Origin of the sequence: Paraburkholderia azotifigens (assembly GCF_007995085.1) — a bacterium.
GTDB classification, from domain to species: Bacteria; Pseudomonadota; Gammaproteobacteria; order Burkholderiales; family Burkholderiaceae; genus Paraburkholderia; species Paraburkholderia azotifigens.
Window position 1 is genome coordinate 430,407 of the sequence record NZ_VOQS01000005.1, and the last position, 15,582, is coordinate 445,988.

Below are 15,582 nucleotides of genomic sequence, written 5' to 3' on the forward strand. Positions count from 1 at the left end.
ATGCTTCAGATGGCGCGCCACGCCTCATGACGCAAAACCCGGAGACCTCCATGTCCGATCGCAGAACTCCCGTCGTCCATGCCGTCTGTGCGATGCTGACGCTGTGCTGTGTCTGCGTCGGTGTTCCCCCGGCACGCGCGCAGGGCGCACCCGCGCCGAACCTGCCGAACAACGACGGCGCCGACAAGGTGCTGCGCGTCTGCGCCGACCCGAACAACATGCCGCTGTCGAACGACAAGGGCGAAGGCTTCGAGAACAAGATCGCGGCCGCGATGGCCAAAGACTTCGGCTACAAGCTCGAATACACGTATTTTCCGCAGCGCATGGGCTTCGTGCGGCATACGTTGCGCGACAAGGTGGAAAACAGCGACCAGTTCAAATGCGATCTGATCATCGGTGTGCCGCATGGCTACGACATGACGTCGACGACGCGGCCGTGGCTGCATTCCACGTATGCGATGGTGTTCAACAAGCGTCCCGAGTTTGCGAGCATCAATGCACCCGCCGATCTGCTGAAGCTTCCGCCTGATCAGCTGAAGAAACTCAAGCTCGGTATCTTCACGCAGACACCTGCCGTCGACTGGCTGCTGTCGAACAATCTGATCGACCAGGCCGTGTCGTATCGTGCGCAAAGCGGCGATCCGAACGCGTTTCCGGGCGAGATGATCCAGCACGATCTGGCGCAGGGCAACGTCGACGTGGTGTTCGTGTGGGGGCCGATTGCGGGTTACTTCGCGAAGCAGGCGAGCGATCGCGTGAAGCTCGTGCCGTTCCCGCCGCAGCAGGGCATCCGCTTCGACTATGAAATCTCGATGGGCGTGCGTTATGGCGAGAAGGCGTGGCACGACAAGATCGATCAGTGGATCGCCACGCATCAGGACAACATCAACCAGATCCTGACCAGCTACGAAGTGCCGCTCCTGCCACTGGCGAGCGCCCCTGTCGCCGCGGATGCGCCGAAATGACGGGCACCTGTGCAGCAGGCGCACGCGTCGGCGCGCGTGCGTTCGCGTGGCGCGGCGCGGCCGCGCTGGCGGCGCTCGCGGTGTCGATGACCTTGCCGCAGCCGGCGCATTCGGCCGATACGGCAGGCGGCGCCAGCGGCGCGGAAGCGCCCATCGCGCCCGCCGAGAAGCTGCTGTTTCTCACGCCGCATCTGCATGGCGTCGCGTCGCAGACGGAGCTGGACTATGCGCTCGTCGTGTCGGCGCCGCCCGACAAGCAGACGGACAGAGTGCGCGTGCTCGTCGCGAGCGCCGATAACGCGAAAAGCGACGCCTCTGTCAGCGATGCGAGCGGCAAGGTGCGGTTGCCTGAGAACCTGCCGTGCAATCCCGTGATCCTGTATTTTCTCGAGCGCGATATCGCGGAGATGGAGCAGGCGACGGGCGGCCAGCGGCGCTATTTCCAGCAGCGCGTGCGGCTTGCGCTGGCCGCGAGCCCGCCCATCACGGACGCGACGGTGCAGCTCGACGGCAAGACGGTGAAGGCGCGCAAGATTGTGATCCAGCCGTATTTGCACGATCCGAATGCGCAGCGCTTTCCGAAGTTCACGAGCAAGCGCTACACGTTCGTGCTGGCCGACGGCGTGCCCGGCGGCGTGTCGCTGCTGCGCACCGATGTGCCCGGCGACAACGACGACTTCGCGCATCCGCTGAAGACGGCATCGTTGAGCTATGAAGGCTCGTTGCGCAAGCTGCAGCCGCCTGCGAACGGTACGAAGTCGCCTTCGCCGAAGCCTGACAACGCCCCGCGCGCGAGCCGCTGAATCTGTCGATGTGCCGTGAGCGACGTGCGGTGGCGTGCCCGCTGCCCGTCGCGATTCGCTGTGCGCATGGGAACGCATGATGAACCTGATCCGCTCGCTGACGCTCCGGCAATTGCAGATCTTCGTGATCGCAAGCCGCTTGCCGAGTTTCGCGCGTGCGGCGGAGGAGCTGCACCTGACGCAGCCGGCGGTGTCGATGCAGATCCGGCAGCTGGAGGAGGCGATCGGCATGCCGCTATTCGAGCGGATTGCGCGACGCCTCACGCTGACGGAAGCGGGCGAACGGCTGTCGCATCACGCGAGCCGCATTCTCGGCGAGATCAAGGATGCCGAGGACACGATGACATCGCTTGCACAGGCGGACAGCGGCTCGATCACGGTGAGCATCGTGAGTTCGGCGACTTACTTTGCGCCGAAGCTGCTTGCGCTGTATTCGAAGCAGTATCCGAAGGTGGACGTGCACTTTTCGGTCGGCAATCGCGAGACGTTGCTGCGGCTGCTGCAGGACAACGCGACGGATCTCGCGATCATGGGCAGGCCGCCGCCTGAACTTGGCACGACGGCCGAGCCGCTTGCCTATCATCCGCATGTGATCATTGCGCCCGTTTCGCATCCTTTGCGCGATGCCCGTCGGTTCGACTTGCAGGAGCTTGCAGGGGATACTTTTTTGTTGCGTGAGCCTGGGTCGGGGACGCGGGCTGTGACCGAGCATACGTTTCGGCAGCATCTTTTTACGCCGTCACGGTGCGTGACGCTCGGCAGCAATGAGACGATCAAGCAGGCTGTGATGGCCGGGATGGGCGTGAGCCTTATTTCTCTGCATACGCTTGGGCTCGAATTGCGGATGGGCGAAATCGCCTTGCTCGATGTGAACGGGACGCCCGTTGAGCGGACCTGGCAGATCGTGCATCTCTCCTCTAAACAGCTGTCGCCGACTTGTGTGATGTTTCGGAGGTTTTTGCTCGAGCGTGCCGAGCCTTTTCTTGAAGAGGAATATGCTGAGCTGGTGTTGCCGTTGTCTGCGCGGCGGGCGCGGCAGTGAGCGGTTTTTCTGTCTGCGACGCAGTCGCCATTCTGGTTTTTTGTCTTTTGCTTTTTGTTTTTTTCGCTGGCATCCGCGATTTCGTATCTGTACTTCATGCGTTGCCCCTGTGCGGGGCGGCACTTACTTTCTTTGCCGCCGCAAAGAAAGTAAGCAAAGAAAGCGGGCTAACACCGCCAATGCTAGTTATTGCCTGCGGGCCCCCAGCCGGTCCCGCACTCCAGACGGCAACACGCTATTTCTTGCTCGTTGCCAGCGTGCTAACTCACGCATCACCCGCTTCGCATGCCCGCGTCACGGACCGCGTTACCAGAAAGTCCACGGCCGCCCAGGTGGCAAACTGTGTGTAGGCAGTCGCGAGGGAAGTGCACCACTCCGGACTGAAAAGCGGGATCGGTGTCGTAGAAGCGCCAACGCGTAAGGCGCGACAAGCTACACACAGTTTGCCACCTGGGCGGCGCAGACGAGTCGCTGCCGCTGGCTGTGCTATGGGTGACTGGAGTGGGTGATGTGCCTGTTGAAGGCGCTGGCAACATGCGTTGAAAACTGCGTTGCCGTGTGGAGTGCGGGACCCGTCGGGGCCCGCAGGCGAACACAAGAATTAGCGGTGTGAGCGGCTTTCTTTTGCCTACTTTTCTTTGCCGCTGCAAAGAAAAGTAGGTGCCGCCCCGCACAGGGGCAACGCTAGCAAACCGCTACGAAACCGCGGATGCCAGCGCAGCAAGAAACCTTCGCCCTGCGCAGGCAAACCGCAGATGCCAGCGCAGCAAAAAAATCCCGAACGGCGACTGCGTCGCAGACAAAAAAAAGTCACCGCTCAACAACACTTCCCAGCGCCGCCGGCATACCGAGCATTCTGCCGCTCACGAAAGAACTCTTCATAACTCATCACCTTGCGATCAGGATGAGTCGCAGCCATATGCGCGACATAGGTCTCATAGTCGGGCACCCCGACCATCAACCGCATGGCCTGCCCGAGGTAGCGTCCTGCGTTACGCACGTCATCGCGAAGTCCCGAGAACATGGCACGCCCCGATCATTGCGCGCCGCTGGCGCGCTGACCAGCAGGCAACACCTCGAACGGCGTCTCCCGCACAGTCGGCAGATTCGCGCGCCTGGCGCGCACAACGGCAAGCACGCCATACACCACCACGCTGACAACGACAAACATAAACACCCCAGCCAGCGCAGCATCGACGTAATCGTTGAACATGATCCGGTGCATCTGCTCGATCGACTTGGCCGGCGCGACAACCTTGCCCGCATCGGCAGCAGCACCGAGCTTCGCAGCATGCGCAAGGAAGCCAACCTTCGGATTCGCGTCGAAAATCTTCTGCCAGCCCGCCGTCATCGTGCAGATCAGCAACCAGACAGTCGGCACCAGCGTCACCCACGCGAAGCGCTCGCGCTTCATCTTGAACAGCACTACCGTGCCGAGCACCAGCGCAATACCGGCGAGCATCTGGTTCGAGATGCCGAACAGCGGCCACAGCGTGTTGATGCCGCCCAGCGGATCGACCACGCCCTGGTACAGGAAGTAGCCCCACGCCGCCACGCACAGCGCCGTCGCAATCAGGTTCGCAGGCAGCGATTCCGTGCGCTTCAGCGCCGGATGGAACGTGCCGAGCAGATCCTGCAGCATGAAGCGTCCGGCGCGCGTGCCCGCATCGACTGCCGTCAGGATGAAGAGCGCTTCGAACAGGATCGCGAAGTGATACCAGAACGCCATCATCGCCTGGCCGCCGATCACCTGATGGAGAATCTGCGCCATCCCCACGGCGAGTGTCGGTGCGCCGCCTGCACGCGCGACGATCGTCGTTTCGCCGACAGCCTTCGCGGTCTGCGTCAGCATGTCCGGCGTCAGCACGAAGCCCCATTGCGACACGGTCTGCGCAACGGCATCCGGCGTCGCGCCGAGCACGGCGGCCGGTGCGTTCATCGCGAAGTACACGCCCGGCTCGATCACGGCAGCCGCAACCAGCGCCATGATCGCGACGAACGATTCCATCAGCATCGCGCCATAACCGATGAAGCGCGCGTTGCGTTCGTTGTCGAGCAGCTTGGGCGTCGTGCCCGACGAGATTAGCGCGTGGAAGCCCGACACCGCGCCGCACGCGATCGTGATGAACAGGAACGGGAACAGGTTGCCCGACCACACGGGGCCCGTGCCGTCGACGAACTTCGTCAGCGCGGGCATCTTCAGTTCCGGCGCGACGACGAGAATGCCGATCGCGAGACCGAGAATCGTGCCGATCTTCAGGAAGGTCGACAGATAATCGCGCGGCGCAAGCAGCAGCCACACAGGCAGCACCGACGCGATGAAGCCATAGCCGATCAGAATCCACGTGAGCTGCGTGCCGCTGAACGTGAACCAGGCAGCGAGCGCCGGGGAATCGTGCACGCTCTGGCCGAACACGATCGACGCCATCAGCAGCACGAAGCCGATGATCGACACCTCGCCGATACGTCCCGGACGGATGAAGCGCGTGTAGACGCCCATGAAGAGCGCAATGGGAATCGTCGCGGCGACGGTGAACGTGCCCCACGGCGAATTGGTCAGCGCCTTCACGACGATCAGCGCGAGCACCGCGAGAATGATCACCATGATCAGGAAGGCGCCGAACAGCGCGATCACGCCGGGCACGGTGCCGAGTTCCATCTTGACGAGATCGCCGAGTGAGCGGCCGTCGCGCCGGGTGGAAATGAACAGCACGATGAAGTCCTGCACGGCGCCCGCGAACACGACACCCGCGAGTATCCACAGCATGCCGGGCACGTAGCCCATCTGTGCGGCGAGCACCGGGCCGACCAGCGGGCCCGCGCCCGCGATGGCCGCGAAGTGATGGCCGAACAGCACGTACTTGTTGGTCGGCACGTAGTCCAGGCCGTCGTTGTGGCGCAAGGCCGGCGTCATGCGTTGTCCGTCGAGCTGCAGGACATGGTTCGCGATGAAGCGGCTGTAGAAACGATAAGCGATCAGATAGACGCATACGGCGGCGATCACGACCCAGAGGGCACTGACCTTTTCGCCATGCGCGAGCGCGATGGTGCCGAATGCGAACGCGCCAAGCAGCGCGACCGCTATCCAGACCAGAAACGAGGAAGCCCGGTTCATGGGTGTCTCCTGTGTATTGGTATAAACGCCCGTCAGCAGCCGCTGGCGAGACCGATTGCGGCGCGCCATGCCAACGCCGCGCATGGTCGAAGATGTGCCATGCTTTGGGCGTGTAGTATTCGTCTTCGTCGTGTGCGCCACAAGCGCACAACTACGTAAGCGCGCTACGTACAACTACGTAGGCGGTCCGACTGGTTTTCCGCAGATGAAACTCAAGGCAAAGATCTTTCTGCTCGCCTTCGTGCCTTTTCTGGCCGCGATCGCGGGCATTGCATTCGGCGTGCGCCATCAGGCCACGGCGCTCGCGAGCGTGCAGCACGACACGACGCAATCCGCATATATGGCGAGCAAGGAAATCGAGCTGCGGCATTACGTCGATCTCGCCACCAGCGCGATCAGGCCGCTCTACGACGAGGCGGGCAAGAACGGGCGCGACGACGCGACCTTGCGCGAGCGTGCGCTCGCGATGCTCGAAAAGATGGACTTCGGCCAGGACGGCTACTTCTTCGTCTACGACATGCACGGCCGCTCGCTGATGCATCCGCGGGAGCCCGATCTCGTCGGACGCGACCTGTGGACCTTGCGCGATCCGGCGGGGGCGTTGACGATCCAGCAGCTGATAGCCGCCGCCGCGCAGGGCGGCGGCTATGTGCGCTACGTGTGGCATCGGCCGTCGACGGGCAAGCTCGCGCCGAAGCTCGGCTATGTGGTGCCGCTGCCGCGCTGGGGCTGGATGCTCGGCACGGGCATCTATCTCGACGACGTCGACACGACACTCGCGCGCATCGATCAGCGCGCCTCGTCGGATATCGAGCACACCATGCTGTGGATCGGCGCGATCGCGCTGGCGGGCCTGTGCGTGATCGCCGTGTGTGCGCTCGTGCTGAACGTCAGCGAATACCGCAGCGCGGACGCGAAACTCAAGCGGCTCGCGCAGCAGGTGGTCGAGTCGCAGGAAAACGAGCGGGCGCGGCTATCGCGTGAACTGCACGACGGCATCAGCCAGATGCTGGTGTCCGTGAAGCTGCTGCTGGAATCGGCGCTCGCGCGTTTCGAGCTGAGCGAGCCGCGTGTGCAGCCGGCGGAAACGGCTTTGTCCACGGGTATCAACCGGCTGGGCGACGCGTTGCGCGAAGTGCGGCGCATCTCGCATGCGCTGCGTCCGTCGATGCTCGACGATCTCGGGCTTGCCGCCGCCCTCGAGCAGCTGACACGCGAGCTGAGCGCGCAAGGTCAGCTGGCCATCGGCTTTACGCATGTCACGCACGATCACGCCGCGCATTTGCCCGATACCGTCAAGACGGCGCTGTTCCGCATCGCGCAGGAGGCGCTGACGAACATTTTCCGGCACGCTCAGGCGACCCGGGCGGCCGTGTCGCTGGACGTTTCGGCGAACCGTGTCACGCTGTCCGTCAGCGACGACGGCCGCGGCTTCGACGTCGAACGGGTGCAGGTGGACCCGCGCGCGGGCGTCGGTTTGCGCAACATGCGCGAGCGGCTGGAGGCCCTCGACGGCGATCTGTTCTTCGACTCGCGGCCGGGCCATACCATCGTCACGGCGACCGTGCCCGTCTTCGCACGCGAAGCGCGTCCCATCGAAATGCAGGCAGACCAGTCATGAACAGTTCAGCAGGCACCGCGCGCCTGATCCTCGTCGACGATCATCCCCTCGTGCGCGACGGTTTGCGCGCGCGGCTCGAAGCGGTGCCGGATTTCGCCGTGGTCGGCGAAGCGGGCAACGCCGACGAGGCCCTCGCGCTCGCTGCCGCGCACGAGCCGGACCTCGTGCTGATGGACGTCGGCATGCGCGGCATGAACGGCATTGCGCTGGCGGCGCTGTTCCATGAGCGCTTTCCGGGCATACGCGTGCTGATGCTGTCGATGCACGATAACGTCGAGTACGTGACGCAGGCCGTTCGCGCGGGTGCGAGCGGCTACGTGCTGAAGGATTCGCCGGGCGCTGAGATCATTCGCGCGATCGGCGCCGTGCTCGACGGCAAGACGTACTTCAGCGAAGGGCTCAGCGCGCGGCTGATTCATGCGTCGGCGATGCGCAATCCGATCGAACGTCTGACGCCGCGTGAGCGCGACATTCTCGATCAGCTCGCGGAAGGGCTGTCGAGCAAGCAGATCGCGCAGCGCAACGGTCTTTCGGTGCGAACCGTCGAAACGCACCGGCTCAATCTGAAGCGCAAGCTGGAGATCGAAGGGCAGGCCGAGCTGATCAAGTTCGCCGTGGAGCATCGGCGGCCGGGTTAGCGGGCGTCGGGCGTCGTCGGGGCGCTTGTCAGCACTCTTCAGGTGCTCGTCAGGCACTCGCCGTATCGGCAGGCGTTTTCTCGTCGTCGCGTTTCGGCTTGCGCACGGCGCGCAGCATGCCGCTGTTTCCGCCGCCGCAGAAGAACCGGTCGGCGCCATCCGACTCGACACCCGACACACGCACGCCTTCGGGCATGTCGAGCATCTCCAGCACTTCACCCGTGCGTGGATCGATGTGCCGCAGGTCGCTCTCGTCGCCTTCCCAGGTGCCGTGCCATAGCTCGCCGTCGACCCACGTCACGCCCGTCACGAAGCGGTTCGATTCGATCGTGCGCAGGATCGCGCCCGTCTGCGGATCGAGTTGATGGATCTTGCGCTCGTGATACTGCCCGACCCACAGTGCGCCTTCGGCCCACGCCAGTCCCGAGTTGCTGCCTTCGGGCGCGGGAATCGTCGCGACCACTGCGCCTGTTTGCGGATCGACCTTGCGGATGCGGCCGTCGGCGATCTGATAGAGAAACTGGCCGTCGAACGCGGTGCCCGCCGTTGCCGGCACGTCGATCGAACGCACGGTTTTGCCGCTCGACGGGTCGAGCGCGTTCACCGTTTCGCCCGAGGCGAACCACACGTTCTGTCCGTCCCAGGTGACGCCGTGCACGTCGTCGATGCCCGGAAAGGGCCCATATTCACGCACGATTTCAGCAGTTGAGCGATTCATGCCTTTTTCCTCGCGGGTGAGGTGTCGAGCCTCACATGCTAGTCGATCGGGAACGGCGCGGGGAGTAACAAGGCCGTCGCGAATCCGGGCATGGGCGGCGTCATCCAGCGGCGCGCGCGGCCCTGACCGAATGACTGCACCTTGCCCGCCGACGCCAGCGAATCGAGCGCGCGCTGAACAGTCCGCTGACTGGCGCCGAGCACCAGCGCGAGCGCGGAACTCGACCACGCTTCGCCGTCGGCGAGACACGCGAGCAGCGACGCGTGTTCTTCCTCGGAAGGCCGCGCGAGCACCACGACTTCGGCGGCACGGCGCGGCGTCAGCGCAAAGCCGCGCTTCGTTGCGCCGATTTCAGCGAGCGCGCCGAGCAGCGTGCGCAGCCTGCCGATCTCGACGCGCAGCCTCACGCGATGCGATTCGTCTGCGTGCTTCATCCGGAATGCGTGCTCGATCAGCGTGTCGCGCGGCACGTCGGCGGGCCACGCTTGCGCCAGCGTTCGTGCGAGACTGAACAGCACGGGACGGCTGGCAAGCGGAATCACGGTGCCGGCGGCGCGCACGGCATGACGGCATGCATCGACGACCAACGCCTGCGACGCCATCCAGGCTTCGACTTCGTCGAGCAGAAGGAGCGTTTCCTCGCCGCGTGAAATCAGGCGCGCGGCGGGCGCGTTCAGCAGGCGCGCAGCGCTTTCGACTTCCGCCTTCAGGCCGGGAATGCCCGCGTGCGACGCGGCTCGCGCCGCTCGCGCAAGCGCCGCGCGTGCCGCTTTTACATGCAGCCGCCGCATCGCGATACCCGCCACGATCAGCTGATGCGCGGCGATCGATGCAGGCGGAAACGGCGTGGGATCGAAGCCCTCGAGCAGGCGTTCTGCTTCGTCGAGACGTCCGATCAGCAGCAGACGCCGCACTTCGAGCTGGCGCGCATGGGCGGCGTTCAGCCAGTCGCCGTGGGCTTCGAGCGTGTTACGCGCCGCTTCGAGCGATTTCGCGGGCCACCCGAGGTCGCGCGACGCAAGCGCAATCTCGGCTTCGGCGACGATGCAACGGGCGCGCGCGACGGCTTCGCGTGGACCGAAAGCGCGTGCCGCGCTGCGCACGAGCGCCTTCGCACGCACCAGGTCGCCGAGCTGAGCCATTGCGATGCCGCGCAGCGCAAGCGCGGGCGCGTCGTCGCGCAATGCGACGCGATTCAGCGCGCCGAGCGGATCACCCGCCGCGAGCGCGCGCGCCGCGGCAGTGAGGGCTGCGTCCATCTGAATCACGCCACACTTGTCACTCCCGTCCATTGGATGTCGCGCACTAATCTAGCACGGACGATTCTTCAACGGAGGGACCCACGATGACCACGCATACGGTGAGTACACGCGACGCATGGCTTAAAGCTCGCCTCGAACTGCTCGAAGCCGAAAAGGAACTGACGCGGCGCAGCGACGAACTCGCGCGGCAGCGCGCGGCGCTGCCATGGGTCAGGCTCGACAGGCAGTACCGGTTCGAAACGGAGAAGGGCAGCGCGACGCTCGCGGATCTTTTCGAAGGGCGCTCGCAGCTGATCGTCTATCACTTCATGTTCGGCCCCGACTATACGGCGGGCTGCCCGTCGTGCTCGGCGATAGCGGATGGTTTCGACGGCATGGCCGTTCATCTCGCGAATCACGATGTGATGCTGACGGCCGTATCGCGCGCGCCGCTTGCGAAGTTGCAGGACTACAAGAAGCGCATGGGCTGGAAGTTTCCGTGGGCGTCGGCGCACGGCAGCGAATTCAATTTCGACTTCAACGTGTCGTACAGCGAAGAGGCGCAGCGGACCGGCAACATCGAATACAACTTCGTGCGCGGCGGCCACGCGATGGACATGACGCCCGCGCCGGAGCCCGTCGTGCAGTTCGCCGCCTGCTGCGGGACGGATGCGCCGACCTACTCGCGCGACCGCCCGGGCGTGAGCACCTTCGTGCGCGAGGACGGCGTCGTGTATCACGCGTATTCGACTTATGCGCGCGGCCTGGATGGCCTGTGGGGCATGTATCAGTGGCTCGATCGCGCGCCGAAAGGACGCAACGAGACGGGCGTCTGGTGGCGCCGTCACGACGAGTACGAACGGCGTCGAGGCTGATCGTGAAAGCCGCTTGCGCGAGCCTCGCGCCTTTGGCTTTGCGACATTCGGGCATGGCGCGCATCTCGCAACGGCGCCTCTTCTTCGGCGTGCTGGCGCTCGTTTTCGCGACGTGTGCGGGGCTCACGATCGTCTGGTGCCTGTCGATGTCGACGATGCCCGAGCTGCCGATGCCCGGCGGCTGGACCTTATCGATGACCTGGGCACCCATGTGCGGACAGAAGTGGCCGCGCATCGCGGTCTCGTTCGTCGGCATGTGGATCGTGATGATGGTGGCGATGATGCTGCCGTCGCTGGCGCCCGCGCTGTGGCGTTATCACGAAGCGCTCGATAGAAGGGGCGCGGCAAGTGCGTGCCGATCGACGGCGCTGATGGGCATGGGCTATTTCGTCGTGTGGGCCGTTCTGGGCGCGGTCGTGTTTGCGTTGAGCTTCACGTTTGTCACGCTTGCGATCCAACGGCCCGCGCTGTCTCGCGCCGTGCCTGTCGCCGCCGGCGTTGTCGTGCTGATGGCCGGTGCGTCGCAATTCAGCGCGTGGAAGGCGCGTTATCTCGCATGCAGTCGTGCGATTGTGTTGCATGGCGCCCGTTCGGCGTACACGCACGGCATGCGGCACGGCATGCATTGCGTCGGTTGCTGCGCGGGATTGACGGCTGTGCTGGTCGTCAACGGTGTGATGGATCTGCGCACCATGGCACTTGTCACGCTGGCCATCTCAGCCGAACGTCTCGCGTCAGCACCCGAGCGCATGGCACGAGCGATTGGCATCGTCATTGTCGTACTGGGCTTGTCGATGCTCGCACGCGCGTTTGTCTTTCTCTGAACGCATCGACGCATCGACGCATCGCCAACGGGCACGCAAACATACCGCGTGCCGGCCGCCATGTCAGATCGATTTGACTTCCCCGCCGTCCATCCGCAGCGTCGACCCCGTCATCCAGTGCGCGCCCGGCGACACGATGAACGCCATCAGTTCCGCGATTTCCTCCGGCGTGCCGTAACGCGCAATGCCCGCTTCCTTGGGAAACTTCGCGGTCGCTTCTTCGACTGTCATGTCGTGCAGCGGCGCCCAGTGTTCGAGGTACGACTGCCGGCGCCCCGTCATCACCGGGCCGGGCAGCACGCTGTTGACCTGAACGCCGTCCTCGATGCCGCGATCCGAAAATGCCTTCGCCAGCGCAACGATCGCCGCGTTGATCGTGCCGACGGCTGCATACGGCGCCTTTGGAAACAGCGCGGAATTGCCCGACATCAACACGACCGATCCCGCTGCCGCCTTCAACGCGGGCCAGGCGGCAATCGTCAGGCGGCGCGCGCCGTGCAGCTTCAATGCAAGACCGCGGTCCCACTGTTCGTCGGTCATGTCGAGCACGTCGATTTGCGGCACGGCGCCCGCAATGTTGAGCAACGCGTCGATCCGGCCGAAAGCCGCGAGCGTCTCATCGACGACTTCCTGCGCCGCATTGGGCAACGACAGATCGATATCGATTGCCAGCGCCTTCGCGCCTGCATCGACGACGGCCCGCGCCGTTTGCTCCAGATTCTCGCGATTGCGCGCAACCAGCACGAGCGCGCCGAAGTCCTTTGCCAACCGGATGGCCGTCGACCGGCCGATGCCCTGGCTTGCGCCCGTCACGATTGCTACTTTGCTGGACATGTGATCCCTCCTCGACTGATGGATGAAGTGATGGATGAAGTGATGGATAACTACGCCTTAGTGAACGACGACCATCTTGCCGCCCGCTTCGTTCGCTTCCATCACGCGATGCGCTTCGCGGATCTGATCGAATGCGAACACGCGCGACGGCTTCGCATTGAAGCGGCCCGCCGCGATATCGGCGGCGATGGACTGCAGCGGCACATCGGAGAGCGGGAAGCCGGGCGTGCCGAACACGAAGCTGCCGAAGAACGTGAGGTACACGCCGCTCGACATCTGCAGCAACGGATTGAAGTCGGGAATCGGCGCGAGACCGCCCAGCCAGCCGGCGAGACACGCGCGGCCGCCACGGCGCAGCATCGCGAGCGAATCGAGAATCACGCTGTTGCCGACGAGATCGAGTACGGCGTCGATCTGCTTCGCTTCGGCGATGCGCTTCGACAGATCGGGCCCTTCCAGTTCGACGCGCGACGCACCCAGCGCTTCGAGCATCGCGAAACGCGCCGGGCTGCGCGTCGTAGCGATCACTGTCGCGCCCGCATTGACAGCGAGATTCAAGGCCGCCTGTCCGAACGAGGACGTCGCGCCGCGAATCACCACCGTTTGACCCGCGCGGATGTCGAGGTTGCGGAACAGACAGGTCCATGCCGTCGCGTAGGTCTCCGGAATGGCCGCGAGTTCGGCCCACGGCAAGTCCGATTCGATCAGCGCGACGTTCGACACGGGCGCTCGCGTGTACTGCGCATAGCTGCCGTTGATCGTGCGTCCCAGGCCGCCCATCAACGCGGCCACTTTTGCGCCGACGGGAAACTCGCCGCCCGGACACGACTTCACGATGCCCACGCATTCGATGCCGCTTACCTTCGCGGCTTCAGCCCATTCGCCGCGCCGCATATGCATTTCAGCGTGGTTGATGCCGAACGCCTTGATTTCGATGACGACATGACCTTCCAGCGGTTCCGGTTCCGGCAGTTCCGTATAGACGAGGCTGTCGAGACCGCCGAACTTTTCGAGCACGATTGCGCGCATGAAGATTCTCCTAAGGTAGACGACGCGTCGGACGACGCAGTGCTGTCGAGCGGACGCAAGTCCGCCCATCGATTTCAGCGAAGCAGGAAGCCGGCAATGGCAGCGGCAATCTCAGCCGCGTGGGTTTCGAGCGCGAAGTGGCCCGTATCGAAGAAGCGCACGTCGGCGTTCGGCAGGTCGCGCGTGAATGCTTCGGCGCCCGGGGGCAGGAAGAACGGGTCGTGCTTGCCCCATACCGCGAGCAACGGCGGCTGGTGCGTGCGGAAGTACTGCTGGAACGCCGGATACAGCGCGACGTTGCTTTGATAGTCGCCGAACAGGTCGAGCTGGATGTCGTGCGCGCCTGGACGGTTCATGTAGTAGTCGTCGAGCGAATAGCCGTCGGGTGAAACCGCTGTCGTATCGCTCACGCCGTGCGTGTATTGCCAGCGGGTCGTGTCCTTTGTCAGCAGCGCACGCAGTGCGTCGCGGTTCGCCTGCGACGGATCTTTCCAGTACGCCTGAATCGGGTTCCACCCGTCGCTCAGTCCTTCCACATACGCATTGCCGTTCTGCGAAACGATTCCCGTGATGCGCTCGGGATGCTTCAGTGCGAGCCGGAAGCCCGTCGGCGCGCCGTAATCGAAGACATACACGGCGAAGCGGTCGAAGCCGATCACTTCCGTGAACCGGTCGATCACGTTGGCGAGGTTGTCGAACGTGTACGCGAAGCGCTCGCGCGGTGGCATGTCCGACTGGCCGAAACCCGGCAGATCCGGCGCGACGATATGAAAGCGGTCGGCCAGCAGCGGAATCAGGTCGCGGAACATGTGGCTGGAACTCGGGAAGCCGTGCAGCAACAACAGCCTGGGCGCGCCGGGGCGGCCGGCTTCGCGATAGAACACGTTGAAACCGTCAACGTCGGCATGGCGATGGGCAATCGTAGACATGGCGTTCTCTCCGTAAAAGTTCATCTCTGAACGGGCAATCTATGTAACCTCTAAAACGTTGATAATGAGGTTACAAAGTACAGATGTAACTTGTCAAGTTGATTTTTAGCGGTTACGATTAACTCATCGTCATCTCGCTTGCCATAGCCATGGACTACCGTCAGATTCCCGCCATCTTTGTGGCCGACGCGCCCGGCCTCGACTTCCTGAATTCGATCGCGACTCCCGTCGACGAACCCGTCGACTGGATCGCCGACGGCGAGGGCCTGCTCGGCTGGCTGGAGCAGGCGGGCATGGCGCCCGCCGATGCGCTCGCGGCTATCCGCACGTGCTCGACACCGGCAGAACTCGACGAAGTCGCGGCACAGGCGCGCGGACTGCGCGAGTGGTTTCGAGGCTACGTGCGAAGCAGGAAAGGGCACGCGCTGGCGGCGAACGACCTGCGCGATCTGGAGCCCTTGAACCAGCTGCTCGCGCGCGATGCCCAGCATGGCGAGATCGTCGCGAGCGAGCCGGGCGAAGCGGGCGTGTTTTCGCTTCGCGCACGGCGACGCTGGCAGTCGGCGGAATCGCTGCTGATGCCGATCGCCGAAGCGCTGGCGAAGCTTGTCTGCGAACAGGACTTCACGCATGTGAAAGCGTGCGAGGGGCCGAAATGCACGCTGCTGTTCGCCGATCACACGCGCGGCCACGCGCGCCGGTGGTGCAGCATGGCGATCTGCGGCAACCGCGCGAAGGTCGCTGCGCATCGCGCGCGGCAAAAGGAAAACAAAGAAAACAAGGAACGCAAGGGCGAGTGACGCGCGTCATTGCGCTTCGTGAAGGCGTGATGTCGAACCACAACGCGCCGCATTGACGTGCGCGCGGAAACAGTCGGCACGTGCGCGAACATTCCGAGTTGCGCCCGGCACGCCATCGTGCCGATCGAGCGATGCGGGCGCGAAGCCC

Annotated in this window: 15 protein-coding genes; 8 read left to right on the forward strand and 7 right to left on the reverse strand. The window is 64.2% G+C overall.

The genetic code is table 11. From position 1 onward, the window contains the following. Window positions 1-50 precede the first annotated feature (50 nt). From FRZ40_RS33700 to FRZ40_RS33710, 3 genes are all read left to right on the forward strand, one after another. Complete coding sequence (locus FRZ40_RS33700; protein ID WP_028364329.1) at window positions 51-965, forward strand: substrate-binding domain-containing protein; 915 nt, start codon at window positions 51-53, stop codon at window positions 963-965. Continuing rightward, window positions 962-1,768, forward strand: a complete 807-nt coding sequence (locus FRZ40_RS33705) for a hypothetical protein (RefSeq protein WP_147237096.1) — start codon at window positions 962-964, stop codon at window positions 1,766-1,768. Before FRZ40_RS33700 ends, FRZ40_RS33705 begins: the two co-directional genes overlap by 4 nt. A gap of 79 nt (window positions 1,769-1,847) precedes the next feature. Continuing rightward, window positions 1,848-2,810, forward strand: coding sequence for a LysR family transcriptional regulator (locus FRZ40_RS33710; protein ID WP_028364331.1), 963 nt, complete (start codon window positions 1,848-1,850; stop codon window positions 2,808-2,810). Between the two features lie 817 nt (window positions 2,811-3,627). On the opposite strand, the gene FRZ40_RS33715 is transcribed toward FRZ40_RS33710, so the two are convergent. Beyond that, window positions 3,628-3,834, reverse strand: coding sequence for a YbdD/YjiX family protein (locus tag FRZ40_RS33715; RefSeq protein ID WP_028364332.1), 207 nt, complete (start codon window positions 3,832-3,834; stop codon window positions 3,628-3,630). Between the two features lie 12 nt (window positions 3,835-3,846). Further along, window positions 3,847-5,925 carry a carbon starvation CstA family protein gene (locus FRZ40_RS33720; protein WP_147237097.1) on the reverse strand — a complete coding sequence of 693 codons (2,079 nt, stop codon included), beginning with the start codon at window positions 5,923-5,925 and terminating at the stop codon, window positions 3,847-3,849. 205 nt (window positions 5,926-6,130) lie between these two features. Between FRZ40_RS33720 and FRZ40_RS33725 the strand changes: the two genes are divergently transcribed. Then, window positions 6,131-7,546, forward strand: coding sequence for a cache domain-containing protein (locus FRZ40_RS33725; RefSeq protein WP_147237098.1), 1,416 nt, complete (start codon window positions 6,131-6,133; stop codon window positions 7,544-7,546). Further along, complete coding sequence (locus tag FRZ40_RS33730) at window positions 7,543-8,184, forward strand: response regulator (protein ID WP_028364335.1); 642 nt, start codon at window positions 7,543-7,545, stop codon at window positions 8,182-8,184. Before FRZ40_RS33725 ends, FRZ40_RS33730 begins: the two co-directional genes overlap by 4 nt. Window positions 8,185-8,233: 49 nt before the next feature. Here FRZ40_RS33730 and FRZ40_RS33735 read toward each other — a convergent pair whose 3' ends face one another. Next, window positions 8,234-8,902 carry a Vgb family protein gene (locus FRZ40_RS33735; RefSeq protein ID WP_028364336.1) on the reverse strand — a complete coding sequence of 223 codons (669 nt, stop codon included), beginning with the start codon at window positions 8,900-8,902 and terminating at the stop codon, window positions 8,234-8,236. Between the two features lie 38 nt (window positions 8,903-8,940). Beyond that, complete coding sequence (locus FRZ40_RS33740; protein WP_147237099.1) at window positions 8,941-10,161, reverse strand: helix-turn-helix domain-containing protein; 1,221 nt, start codon at window positions 10,159-10,161, stop codon at window positions 8,941-8,943. Window positions 10,162-10,247: 86 nt separating this feature from the next. On the opposite strand from FRZ40_RS33740, the gene FRZ40_RS33745 reads away from it, so the two are divergent. Together FRZ40_RS33745 and FRZ40_RS33750 are read left to right on the forward strand one after the other, a co-directional pair. Continuing rightward, window positions 10,248-11,018, forward strand: coding sequence for a DUF899 domain-containing protein (locus tag FRZ40_RS33745; protein ID WP_028364338.1), 771 nt, complete (start codon window positions 10,248-10,250; stop codon window positions 11,016-11,018). Window positions 11,019-11,071: 53 nt separating this feature from the next. Further along, window positions 11,072-11,842 carry a DUF2182 domain-containing protein gene (locus FRZ40_RS33750; protein WP_147238488.1) on the forward strand — a complete coding sequence of 257 codons (771 nt, stop codon included), beginning with the start codon at window positions 11,072-11,074 and terminating at the stop codon, window positions 11,840-11,842. Between the two features lie 63 nt (window positions 11,843-11,905). Here FRZ40_RS33750 and FRZ40_RS33755 read toward each other — a convergent pair whose 3' ends face one another. The 3 genes from FRZ40_RS33755 to FRZ40_RS33765 all read right to left on the reverse strand — a co-directional run bounded on the left by FRZ40_RS33755 (window position 11,906) and on the right by FRZ40_RS33765 (window position 14,634). Further along, window positions 11,906-12,676, reverse strand: coding sequence for an SDR family oxidoreductase (locus tag FRZ40_RS33755; protein ID WP_147237100.1), 771 nt, complete (start codon window positions 12,674-12,676; stop codon window positions 11,906-11,908). 57 nt (window positions 12,677-12,733) lie between these two features. Further along, entirely contained in the window at window positions 12,734-13,705 is a 972-nt protein-coding gene (locus FRZ40_RS33760) for a zinc-binding alcohol dehydrogenase family protein (protein WP_147237101.1), read from the reverse strand. Between the two features lie 74 nt (window positions 13,706-13,779). Beyond that, the gene (locus FRZ40_RS33765) at window positions 13,780-14,634 is read right to left on the reverse strand and encodes an alpha/beta fold hydrolase (RefSeq protein ID WP_147237102.1); all 855 of its coding nucleotides are present in this window, start codon (window positions 14,632-14,634) and stop codon (window positions 13,780-13,782) included. A gap of 149 nt (window positions 14,635-14,783) precedes the next feature. Here FRZ40_RS33765 and FRZ40_RS33770 point away from each other — a divergent pair, with 149 nt between their 5' ends. Then, window positions 14,784-15,434, forward strand: coding sequence for a CGNR zinc finger domain-containing protein (locus FRZ40_RS33770; RefSeq protein ID WP_028364343.1), 651 nt, complete (start codon window positions 14,784-14,786; stop codon window positions 15,432-15,434). Window positions 15,435-15,582: the final 148 nt, after the last annotated feature.